Origin of the sequence: Parabacteroides sp. AF17-3, from assembly GCF_003635445.1 — a bacterium.
Lineage (GTDB): Bacteria > Bacteroidota > Bacteroidia > Bacteroidales > Tannerellaceae > Parabacteroides > Parabacteroides goldsteinii.
On record NZ_QTMM01000003.1, the window covers coordinates 373748 to 385527 of the forward strand.

The 11780-nt window shown below is 42.3% G+C and carries 7 protein-coding genes; 2 read left to right on the top strand and 5 right to left on the bottom strand.

Translation table 11 applies throughout. The annotated features are described in order from the left end of the window. Positions 1-12: 12 nt before the first annotated feature. The 3 genes from DWW91_RS05910 to DWW91_RS05920 all read right to left on the bottom strand — a co-directional run bounded on the left by DWW91_RS05910 (position 13) and on the right by DWW91_RS05920 (position 4627). Complete coding sequence (locus tag DWW91_RS05910) at positions 13-2814, bottom strand: sugar-binding domain-containing protein (RefSeq protein WP_122327229.1); 2802 nt, start codon at positions 2812-2814, stop codon at positions 13-15. A gap of 280 nt (positions 2815-3094) precedes the next feature. Further along, on the bottom strand, positions 3095-4192 hold the full coding sequence (locus DWW91_RS05915) for a phosphotransferase enzyme family protein (protein WP_122327230.1): 1098 nt from the start codon (positions 4190-4192) through the stop codon (positions 3095-3097). 180 nt (positions 4193-4372) lie between these two features. Next, positions 4373-4627 carry a type B 50S ribosomal protein L31 gene (locus tag DWW91_RS05920; protein ID WP_007659112.1) on the bottom strand — a complete coding sequence of 85 codons (255 nt, stop codon included), beginning with the start codon at positions 4625-4627 and terminating at the stop codon, positions 4373-4375. A 220-nt stretch (positions 4628-4847) separates the two neighbouring features. On the opposite strand from DWW91_RS05920, the gene DWW91_RS05925 reads away from it, so the two are divergent. Both DWW91_RS05925 and DWW91_RS05930 read left to right on the top strand, forming a co-directional pair. Further along, the gene (locus DWW91_RS05925; protein ID WP_044214855.1) at positions 4848-5846 is read left to right on the top strand and encodes a class II fructose-bisphosphate aldolase; all 999 of its coding nucleotides are present in this window, start codon (positions 4848-4850) and stop codon (positions 5844-5846) included. 161 nt (positions 5847-6007) lie between these two features. After that, complete coding sequence (locus DWW91_RS05930) at positions 6008-6550, top strand: RNA polymerase sigma factor (RefSeq protein ID WP_007659109.1); 543 nt, start codon at positions 6008-6010, stop codon at positions 6548-6550. An 80-nt stretch (positions 6551-6630) separates the two neighbouring features. Here the strand turns inward: DWW91_RS05930 and DWW91_RS05935 are convergent, their stop codons facing one another. Both DWW91_RS05935 and DWW91_RS05940 read right to left on the bottom strand, forming a co-directional pair. Further along, positions 6631-8589, bottom strand: coding sequence for a RagB/SusD family nutrient uptake outer membrane protein (locus tag DWW91_RS05935; RefSeq protein ID WP_046145107.1), 1959 nt, complete (start codon positions 8587-8589; stop codon positions 6631-6633). A gap of 29 nt (positions 8590-8618) precedes the next feature. Next, positions 8619-11780, bottom strand: a 3162-nt coding sequence (locus tag DWW91_RS05940; RefSeq protein WP_255420016.1) for a TonB-dependent receptor, incomplete at its 5' end; no start/stop codon positions are given.

Genomic DNA, 11780 nt, shown 5'->3' on the forward strand with positions numbered 1-11780 from the left:
GTTTGTTTTAAATTATTTGTATAATGATTTGATTAGTGTCGGATCAAGTGATACAGACGGATTGAAGCGGTCGGATGCCATATATTGCAAGATGCTTTGCCTGAACTGGCGGGCAGCCGGACGTTTATCCAGTTCCGTTTGCAGATCGGCACTGCATACCATCAGTTTGCCGTTACCGACTTTACCTTCCAACAGGATTCCCAACTTCCGGTTTGTGAACCAGTCGTCGATCAGATGTACAACCGGGCGGTAATCTGCTGGGAAGTCGTCCAGTACCATCGCATTGCAATGGCTTACCAGGTCCCACCATTGATAATCGCTATATTTCTCTGTGGGGAAAGCTGCCAGTGCCGGGTGTTTGGGATCACAGAGGATACCGAGCGTATGAGGCGGTTGTTTGTTGGTCCAAGCCGTGTTCCAGAAAATAGAGGAGAAGCCGACACTGATATTTCCTCCCTTTTCCGGCAGGATGCTTCCGGGTGACAACAGGAGCAGGACGTTTTCTTCTTTTTCCAGTTGTGCCATGGCTTGGTTATCCAATGTCGAAGTTATATAAGGTTGTTTATCTACCGTTTCTTGTTTTGCCGGATATACCCAGATATTCCATTGGTTTTTACTGCCGGTTTCTTTCACTTCCGCACTGACAACCAATTGTGTCGGTTTTTCTATGCCGGAGAATGGATATTCGATATTTCCGGCAGGAATGCAATTGGTTACGGGCAGGTCTTTCACGAAGTTGCCCTGTGCAATCTTTTCTCCTGCCTGGTTGCTGATCTCCCAGGTGATATTGGCTGCTTGTAACGGTTTTTCTCCGAAATGTGCCACTTCGAGGGGAACGTTCAATGTCTCGTTGTTCAGCCAGACCATTTTCGGGAAACGGACAAGAGGAACTGTTTTGTTACAGAAAGTACTATACTCTTCCGGTGTTACATAACCTTTTTCTTCCCAGAAGGGATCAAGAACGCCGACAAGGGCTGTTCCTTGTCCCGGAAAATCATGCAGGTCGAGTAATTGGAAGCCGGCAAAACCGGGCGTACGGAGAGCCCCTTCAATGTCTGCTTTGTAGCAAAGTGTTTGCAGGCGTCCTGATGCAAACAGGAAATCGTCTGCTAAGTCAGCCATGTGATGTTCTTTCAAGGTTTCCTGAAATATCTCGAAGTTTTTAGCTTTCAGTACTCCTGTGTATTTTTCTATTTCTTTGAAATTCGGATAGACACACCACTGTCCGACTTCGTGGCTGACAGTCGGCATATTTTTCCGGATAATGTCGGCAAAGTCAAAGTCAGTACGGGGTTGTTGTGCGTTGATGATACTGTTCATACCTTCTCCCCAACGTTGGATGCGTGGTTCCATAGGATCCCAATAGTCGGCGTTTTCAACATAAGGCCAGCCACCGGCACTTGTATAGACGCGGCGGAGGTCTTTTGATTTCCAATAATCTATCAGGCCTGACAAATATGTAGCCTGATTGGCTCCTCCCGGCTCGTTACCGTAAGCCATCATACAGAAAGAAGGATGATTACCGTACTCTTTCAGGATGCGGTCGCTTTCGTCACGGAACCATTGGTCGGAGTAACCTCCGTCACCAACTGTTGCCCAGCCTGCGCATTCGACTTGTAGGTAAATACCCATGCTGTCTGCTACTGCGAAAGCTGCTTCCGGTGGACACCAGGAATGGAAACGGACATGATTTAGACCGTGTGCTTTGCATTGGTTATATATTTTTGCCCAGTAAGTATTGTCCATTGCCGGATAGCCTGTTAGTGGGAATATACAACATTCCAGAGTCCCGCGAAGGAATACTGGTTGTCCGTTTATTTCGAAACGCGTACCGTTCGCCTTAAACTCCCGGAGACCGAATGTGCGGCATTGTTCTTCTTTATTTTCGCCGTTTTTGATAACTGCACGTAAGGTGTAAAGGTTCGGAGTGTGTTCAGACCAGAGCTGAGCGTCATCACCCATTGCTAGAGTGGCCTCCTGTATTATACCGGAACCAGAAGTGATCTCTATTTTGTAAGGTTTGCCAACGATACTTCCATTTTTCTTCTCTATCTGAAGAAGTAGGGAAGAACCGTTCGTTCCGATTGTTCCGTCCAACGAAACTATAGCTTTGATCGTTTTGTTTGTGATATTCGGGTAAATCTGTATATCGTCTATGTAGAGGGACGGTTTGGCTGTCAGGCTGATTGTCCCGATGACACCATTCCAGTTCGATTGGGTATGGTCGGATACACTGTGTGCGTTTGTGCCCACTTCTATATTTACCCGGTTATCTACGCGGAGAGTTAACGTGTGTTTTCCGGGGGACAATTCATTAAAAGTTTGTCTGTACGGAGTGGACAGTGATTCGTGTTTCCCCATTTCCATGCCATCCAGAAAGAGCGTCGTTTCCCAGTGCGTGCGTTCCAGTTCGAGTTCTACCGGCCGGCCGTTCCATGAAGCGGGTATCTCTACTTCCTTCTGATACCATGCAACTCCTACATAATGCTTGTCCGGGTTCAGCCAGAAAGGAACTTTGATATTTCCTGGCTGACGGAATTTCTCATATTGGGGAGCATCGTACCATGATCTGTCGACGATCTGTCCGGTCCAGGGTGTTTCTATTCCGACATTGTCGCCATAACCTTGTTCCTGTAATGAACCGGGCAGATGAATTGTGTCGTTTAAAGATTTGTTATACCATTGTTCAGTTAATCCGAGGTCATTGGGATCGAGGGCAAAGCGCCATTTCCCTTGCAGGGATTGTTTGTCATCAACCTGACGGCAGGCCATTAGGGTTAAAAAGATAAATAGGACTGATAAGTACTTTTTCATGAGTATTTAATAATATGTGAAATTATGATGCAAAGGAATCGTGTTCTCGATAAAAAATCAATAGATAATATACTCTTATAGATGGATTATATTCTGATTTGGTGATTTTATTTCTTTATTTTTCTCTTTTATTGGTTGCTCGGGTAAATGGTTGTTTATACATTAAAAATATAGAGGTTGGTCTAAATAGTAAAGAGGTACATCCAATCTTGATTTACACTTGGTATAAACCGATTAAGAAGTACCTCTTAATTTATAAATTATTTGAATATACGACTGTTTACAGCCATTCCTTCATGAAGTTATCCATTTCTTCCGCATGTTCTTCCAGGCTTTGCAGCAGTTTGAACTGGGCTTTTGTACGGATCAGATTATGTTTCGGGCTGTGGATCTTATAATATGTATCACCGTTGATATAGTCTGTCAGGAAGCGTACGGTCTGCATGTAAGTCAGCAGGCGCCCACCATAAGGAAGTAGGCTGATTTCGAGCGGAGAAAGGAATGCCTTGGCTGTTTCCATGTAACCACGGGTATAAGCCTTAAAGATATCCATGTTTACATTTACATTGTCCAGGTTTTCATCATCTTCGGCACCTGTATTGGCACCTGTACGGATAAAGTCACCGATATCGGACAATACGAATCCCGGCATTACCGTATCCAGGTCGATTACGCAAAGTACCTTGTCGGTATCGGCATCGAACATCATGTTATTAACCTTCGTGTCGCAATGGTTGGTACGTTTCTGCAACTTGCCTTCACGGTACAGACGTTCCTGAATGCACATTGCTTCGGCACGTTTTTCGATTTCTTCTATCAAGTCTTTTACTTCTTCCAGGCGTCCGGCAGCGTTAGCCTTTACTGCATCATGGAATTGTTCCAGACGGAATTCCATATTGTGGAAGTTAGGAATTGTTTCTCCCAGTGAACCTTCGGGCAGGTCTGCCAGCATAGACTGGAAATCACCGAAAGCCTTACCGGCTTCGTATGAGAGTTCCGGAGTTACTTCTTCGTAGCTTTTGCTGTTGGGGATGAACAAGCATACACGCCAATAGCTGTCACCATCGAAATAATATGGTTTACCTTCTTTGGTCGGAAGGAAAGTCAGCACTTTGCGATCGATATCGCTTTCGCCTTTAGCTTCCAGTTTTTTGCGGATATGAGTCGTTACAATATTGATATTGTTCTGTAACATATCTACATTGGTAAAAATTAGATGGTTGATACGTTGTAATACGTATTTGATCTCGCCTTTTTCGTTTGTTACTTTCAGCGTGTCGTTAATGTGTCCGTTTCCGAAAGGTTCAGCGGAAACAACTTTTTCTGCCAGTGTGAACTGGTCGAGAATGTTCAGTAATTCTTCTTTTGTTTTTGCCATGGTATTTATTAATTGACAATTGATAATTGACTATTGAAAACAAGTTGTTGTTGTACTCTTTTCAATCATGCTTGCAAATGTAAAAATAATCTTTGACAAAATAAAAAAGGCAACGAGTCTGTTCGCTGCCTTTTTTATAAATTCATTTTGAATTGTTAATTGAACTTTGTCAATCTACAATTATTTTTTGTTGCGGTTACCGTAACGGCTCATGAACTTATCAACACGTCCTGCTGTATCCACCAGTTTAGATTTACCAGTGTAGAACGGGTGAGAAGTATTAGAAATTTCGACTTTTACCAACGGATAAGTAACACCGTCGATTTCGATAGTTTCTTTTGCATTGATAGTTGAACGAGTGATAAATACATCTTCGTTTGACATGTCCTTGAATACTACAGGACGATAGTTTTCAGGATGAATTCCTTTTTTCATTGCTTCTTTATCTAATTTAATTTATACTCTTATTAGTTTGGTAACCGGTAAATTGGCTTGCAAAGGTATGGATTTGCTTCAAACTAACAAAGAAAATCGAACTATTTTTTCCGAAGGCGTTACTTTTGTATTATTTTATATGCTTAAAAGCATAAAGTTTTCAGAGAGTTCTTATCTTTGTGCAGAATTTTCAATCATTAACGTAATAATATATACTACAATGGTAAATTACAAAGATTTAGGTTTGGTGAACACAAAAGAAATGTTCGCTAAAGCCATCAAAGGCGGATATGCAATTCCGGCTTTCAACTTCAATAACATGGAACAGATGCAGGCTATCATCAAGGCTGCTGTTGAAACAAAATCTCCGGTTATCCTTCAGGTTTCTAAAGGTGCTCGTCAGTATGCTAATGCAACACTGTTGCGTTACATGGCTCAGGGTGCAGTTGAATATGCAAAAGAATTAGGCTGTCCGAATCCTCAGATTGTTCTGCACCTGGATCACGGTGATACATTTGAAACTTGCAAGAGCTGTATCGACTCAGGTTTCTCTTCTGTAATGATTGACGGTTCTCACCTGCCTTATGAAGAAAACGTAGCTTTGACTAAGAAAGTTGTTGACTATGCTCACCAGTTCGATGTAACAGTTGAAGGTGAACTTGGTGTATTGGCTGGTGTTGAAGACGAAGTTTCTTCAGATCATCACACATATACTGACCCTGAAGAAGTAATCGATTTCGCTACTCGCACAGGTTGCGATTCTTTGGCTATCTCAATCGGTACTTCTCACGGTGCTTACAAATTTACTCCGGAACAGTGCCACATCGACCCGAAGACTGGCAAAATGGTTCCTCCTCCATTGGCATTCGAAGTATTGGATGCAGTAATGGAAAAACTTCCGGGATTCCCTATCGTTCTTCACGGTTCTTCTTCTGTTCCTGAAGAAGAAGTTGAAACAATCAACAAATTCGGTGGTGCTTTGAAGGCTGCTATCGGTATTCCTGAAGAAGAATTGCGTAAGGCTGCTAAATCTGCTGTTTGCAAGATCAATATCGACTCAGACTCTCGTCTGGCTATGACTGCTGCAATCCGTAAGACTTTCGCTGAAAAACCGGCTGAATTCGACCCACGTAAATATCTGGGCCCGGCTCGCGATAACATGGAAAAACTGTACAAGCACAAAATTCTTAATGTACTTGGTTCAGACAACAAACTTTAATCAGATAACGGATTAAATATATTAGGAAGCCATCCCGTGTTTGCGGGGTGGCTTTTTGTTTTTTCTCCTTTTTTATTGTATAAATATAAAATTAAATATTTTATTATTTGTAAGTTTGTAATTGAATTTTAAGCTTTCTCATGATAACTGGCAAAGTATAAATGGAGCAGAAAATAAGAGAGTTCGATAAGTGGTATGAACAATATGTTGATGAATTGTTTTCGTATGGAATGGCATTCGGTATGGAGAAAGAATATGTGCTGGATGTCATACATGATGTTTTTTTACATTTATACGAATCGGTAAATAAAATAGAAATGCCTGATAATCCCAAGTTTTATTTACTCCGTTCTCTTAAAAACAAAATTATATCCTCTAAACAAAAGAATTTCAATTTATTAAGTCTTGATGACAATATGGAATATGAGTTCCAGATTAAGGTTGATGCACTTGCATTACTGGAAGATGAGGAGGAACGGTTGGCTTATGAAGAACAACTGGATAATTTATTCCGTTTATTGACCAATAAACAGCGTGAGGTTGTTTACTTGCATTTTATGCAGGAACTGAGTTATCAGGAAGTAGCGGAAATTCTTCATATAACGCCTAAAAGTGTACGTAAAATTATTTATCGTGCGTTGGAACGTATGCAAGGAGGAGTAGTTCCTTTATGGTTAGTCTTTATTTTTCTGGCTGAATCGTAAAAAAGGAAAAGGGTAACCCCATATGGAATTACCCTCCCGAATTAAAAACTCATCTGTAGTATTAATCTATTTATTGGTCTTTATTTGTCCCAGAATGGTGCTTGAACAAGCGTCGGGTCCTTATCTATCTCTTCCTGATAAATTGGATACCAATAGAATTTACGTTCATAGACCCGTTTGATGTATTGTGTACGGACGAAGAAAGCTTTGGGGTTATTCGGATCATCAGACAATTCTGTTCCGCTGAAATTCATGCCATACATTGGCTGGTCCAAGACTTCTTCCGCTTTTTTCCATCGGCGCAGATCAAAATAGCGGATACCATTTTCACAACATAATTCTACACGGCGTTCATGATAAATAGCCCGTCTGACTTCTTCCTGGCCGTTTAAAGGAATCTTGTTGAAACCATTGCTGTCAATTCCGGTTCCATATTGCGGAACGCCTGCACGTTCACGAATCAGGTTCAGGTATTTTAAAATGTCCGCGTTACCCGGATCACATTCATTTAATGCTTCGGCATAATTCAGGTAAGCTTCCCCTAAACGATAAAGTATTCCCGGGCGATATGGATGTATATTATCACGCTGGTTTTGTTCCAAAGAAACTTTTTTACGATTCAGATAACCATTTTGAGGAGCATCGTGTGTGGGGCCACCGTCTTGTTCGTTAGACATCATTTGTACTTCGCGGTTGGCTTGATGGTACCATTGCCGGTTCCACATAACGGTCAGATAGAAACGAGGTTCCCGGTTGATATACATATTATATGTACCAGTAGCTGCAACCTGATTGTAAGTATTGCCGTCTGTACCGACAGAATCGACTGTTGCTCCCGGGCAATTGCGATACAGGTTGTATTTGGTTTTGCGGATATCTGGCTGGTCGGAGAAACCACGCTCTGTATAACCTGACTTTTCATTGATAACCGGCGAACCATAGTTACTTTTATAACCGGTAATGGGTAATGAACCATCTTTCATGGAGAAGGCATCGACTAATGTCTGATAAATACCTAATCCTCCGTTACCGGATGCTCCGCGTGGAGTAGCATGTTTTTCAAATTCACTGAAGTTACTGTCTGAACGAACGAATAATGCTTCCGGATTCACATCTCCACGCAGGAATAGCACGTTATAGCAGGACATGAAAGGATCGATGCTCCCGTCTGCATTATATTCGCGTACCAAGTCGTGACCGGCAGCATGGGCTGCCTCTATCAATTCCTTGCAGGCATCTGCCGCGCGGTTCCATTTGCTGGCGTCATAAGTCTGGCTAAAACGATCTTTACCGTCATAGTTTTTAAATCCATTATACCATTCATTGCCGTTGACCAGCGGGCTGGCTGCAAACAATAACATACGGGCACGGACTGCGAGGCACATAATGGATGTGGCACGTCCATAGAACTGTGTCGATTCGCTTAGCCAGGAAGTCGGCAGTTTTTTTGATAGGCTGACTAATTGTCCGTCAATCCAGTCAACCATTTCGTCGAAAGGTATCTGCCCACGCATTAAATTGGGATCATTGACATCTGCCAATCCGTCGAAGAAAGGAACACTGCCGTATGCTTCAATCATCATCCAGTAATAATAGGCAATCAGAAAGCGGCATTCATCTTTCATTCTTTCTATCTTTTCTTCTGTAACTCCCTGATCCGGAAGTGCATGAGCATTTTCAATAAACTGGTAGGCAGAACGGATACGTACAGGGCATTGACTCCATACCGCTCCGTCCCAGGAGGAACTTGTAAACCATTGTCCAATTACGAAATTCAGTGTATTACCCCACCACTGATACCAACGTTGGGAAGGATCGAGGTCATCTCCCATACTGTCATAACCATAATCTCTCAACAGACTCCAGTAAGGGTCAGGAACCCTGTTATAAACCCCGGAGAGCCAGTCCTCGGTTCTGGTTTTATCGTTAAATACCATTTCCATTGTTAGTGTATCATCCGGTGCATTATCCAGATAATCCGTACAACTATTGAGGGATAAGCCTAAAAATGATAAGCCAATATATTTGAGTAGTTTCATTTTCTATATGTTTTATATTTATTACTCTGTTAGAAATTAATATCCAGTCCGAAAGAGAAGGATTTCATGATCGGGTATTTAGCTCCGTTTGCCGTGTCCAACTCCGGGTCCCAAAGATCGAAGGAGGAGAAAGTGAAGAGGTTGGAACCTTTGGCATAGAGGCGGATATTGGCAAGGCCGACCGAATTAATCCAGTGTTTGGGAAATGTGTAACCGATTTCTATATCTTTCATCCGGAGCATGCTCATGTTACGCAACCACCAGGTCGAATTTTGGCTGTTGTTGGCGTTTGTTCCATAACTTAAACGCGGGTAGAAGGCATCCTGTTTCGGGTTTTCCTGGGTCCAACGATCGTTGTAGTTGGTCAGGATGTTACCCATAGATCCTTGGGAAGCTCCTGGTAAGAAATTGGAAACAACGCCTCCGATAAAACGATAAGTCTGCCCGTTCCCCTGAAAGAAGATATTGAAGTCTACATTTTTATAACGAGCTGTTGCTCCGAAGCCATAGACAATTTCTGGATTGACGGTTCCGCCCATTGCCTTCTCATCCTTATTAGTGATAACGCCATCACCGTCGATGTCCATATATTTAATATCTCCCGGACGGATAGCGCTGAAAGTTTGTGCCGGTATACCTTCTTTTAAAACCAGGTCTCCTTTTTCATTTGTAGTGAAATCATCTTCTGTGAATAATCTTTCGGCAACGAGGCCAAATAATTCATTGACAGCTCTTCCGGTGCGTTGACGATTTGTTCCGATAACTCCCATCGCTTCATCCATTTCAATAATTTCGTTGTGTGCATAAGTGAAAGTTCCGCGAAAACCCACGTGCAGGTCTTTATTGAACTGTTTATTGTAAGTTAATGAAAGATCTATACCTGTGTTGTTCACTTTACCGTAGTTAGCCCATGGTGTTTTACGGAAACCTGCAGATGTCGGGATATTATTACGTTGCATGAAAATATCACGGCGCTGTTCCTTGAACCAGTCTGCCTGTAATTCCAGAGCGTTCCAAAGACCTAATTCTATACCGACATTTAGTTTTTCTACGGTTTCCCATTTCAAATCTGTCACACCAAATTCTCCCTCAAAGCGGGAGGAACGGTTGTAATCGTTGTTTACACCCCATTTATATGATCCATCCGTGTCTATTGTTGGTAGGAAAGCGAAGCGGCGTCCGTCCAATTGGTCGTTACCGGTCAACCCCCATGATGCGCGGAATTTGATTTTAGAGAAAGTCTCTTTGAATTGTTCCATGAATTTTTCTTCCGAAAGCATATAGCCGACGGCGACAGAAGGGAAGAATCCGTAACGATGTCCTTTTGTGAAATTCTCCGAACCATTATAACCGAAATTGAATTCGGCGATGTAACGGTTGTCAAAAGTATAGGAGGCACGTCCTGCTATACCCATGCGGCGGAACGGCACAATGTTACCATCCTGATAATCCCGTTGATTATAGAGGAACATGGCACTGACTGCGTGTTTCTTATTGAATGTGCGGTCGTAAGCGATATTTCCTTCCAGATAAGTGGCTTTATTTCCCCATGCAGACTCGCTTTTTGTATCCAGAAATTCTTGTCCGTCCGTACTGACTGTCAGGATCAGTTCTCCTGTTTCCGGATCTCTGCCTGTTGCCGGATTATAGTAAGTCGGAGTTTTGGAGCGTTTCACCCATGAACTGGAGTAACGGTCGAAAGAAAAGAGTCCTTTTATTTTCAAACCGGGAGTAATAAATTTCAGGTCCTGTTCGATAGAAAATAAGGATTCGACTTTTGAGTTGGTTGTTGTCTGATAACCATGCTGTGTGGCTTCCGCCCAAGGGTTATGGCGCTCTGTTACACGGACATCGCGTCCACCGGAATACTGGATCGGATGGTAGAAAGGAGGTGTATCAAATGCATAATTCCAAATGTCCTGTCCACTGACTGCCATTCCGTTTTGTTCCTGTAAATATCCCCCTATACTTATGCCGACAACGGTTGTTTTCGTAACGTTAATATCAACATTTGAACGGATATTGTATTTGTTCAGGCGGGTCGACGAATCCCAGTCTTTACTTTTATCGGTGACAAAAATACCACGTTCCCCATAGTAGGACGCAACTAATGCATAACGAAGAATATCGCTACCACCTGTAATAGTCAGATCACCTCGTGTATTGGATGCCATGTCTTTTGAAACGGCATCCAACCAGTTTACATTTGGATAAAGCTCCGGATCTACATTATTACGGTAGTTGTTGATTTTTTCTTCTCCGTAAAGAGGATTAGGATTCCCTGCGTCCATATATAGTTCATCCATTAATGAAAGATAATCAGCCGATCCGATATATTCCGGGAGCTGGGTAGGTTGTGTGAAACCCTGTTCGAAGTGAAAATTTACTTTGGGTTTGCCCAGTTGCCCTCTTTTGGTCTTTACGATGATAACTCCATTTGCTCCTCGTACACCATAGACAGCACTGGCAGCAGCATCTTTCAATACAGAGAATGATTCGATTTCTGCAGCGGAAAGATCATCGAGCGTACGTTCTATTCCATCTACCAAAACCAATGGTTTGATACCTGTCCCTTTGAATGAAGATATACCGCGAATCCAAAAGTCGGAACCGTCAGAACCAGGTTCGCCACTACGTTGAACGGCGATCACTCCGGCCAGTTGTCCTGCCAGATTATTGGAAACGGCACGGGTTGTTCCTTGTTGCAATTGAGCAGGTTCGATGGTCGTGATAGAGCCTACTACGGATACTTTTTTCTGGGAACCGTAACCAACTACTACAACTTCATCCAGATTGTTCGATTCTTCAGACATATTTACGTTTATATTGATCTGGTCTCCGACTTTAATTTCTTGTGATTCGAAACCGATATAGCTGAAAACAAGTACCGTGTTTTTATGAGGAACTTCAATGAAGTAATTTCCGTTAATATCGGTAGTTGTACCCTTTGTTGTACCTTTAATAATAACATTGACACCTGGTAATGGAACTTGCTGTGCATCTCTGATTGTTCCGTTGATAGAGATACTTTTTTGCTGTTGTTCTGTTTCTCCTTTTCGCATAATCATTACCTGTCTGTCATTGAGAACGTAGGTAAGACCGGTGTTTTTCAGAATTTCAGATAAAATTTGATCTATCGTTTGAGATTGGATGTTAATACTTACATTTTTACGTAGTTCTAGACGAACTAA

What these genes read in the sequence shown, in the direction of transcription:
- DWW91_RS05920 (WP_007659112.1), bottom strand. Translation starts at nt 4,627, where the DNA reads ATGAAAAAAGGAATTCATCCTGAAAACTATCGTCCTGTAGTATTCAAG.
- DWW91_RS05910 (WP_122327229.1), bottom strand. Translation starts at nt 2,814, where the DNA reads ATGAAAAAGTACTTATCAGTCCTATTTATCTTTTTAACCCTAATGGCC.
- DWW91_RS05935 (WP_046145107.1), bottom strand. Translation starts at nt 8,589, where the DNA reads ATGAAACTACTCAAATATATTGGCTTATCATTTTTAGGCTTATCCCTC.
- DWW91_RS05925 (WP_044214855.1), top strand. Translation starts at nt 4,848, where the DNA reads ATGGTAAATTACAAAGATTTAGGTTTGGTGAACACAAAAGAAATGTTC.
- DWW91_RS05930 (WP_007659109.1), top strand. Translation starts at nt 6,008, where the DNA reads ATGGAGCAGAAAATAAGAGAGTTCGATAAGTGGTATGAACAATATGTT.
- DWW91_RS05915 (WP_122327230.1), bottom strand. Translation starts at nt 4,192, where the DNA reads ATGGCAAAAACAAAAGAAGAATTACTGAACATTCTCGACCAGTTCACA.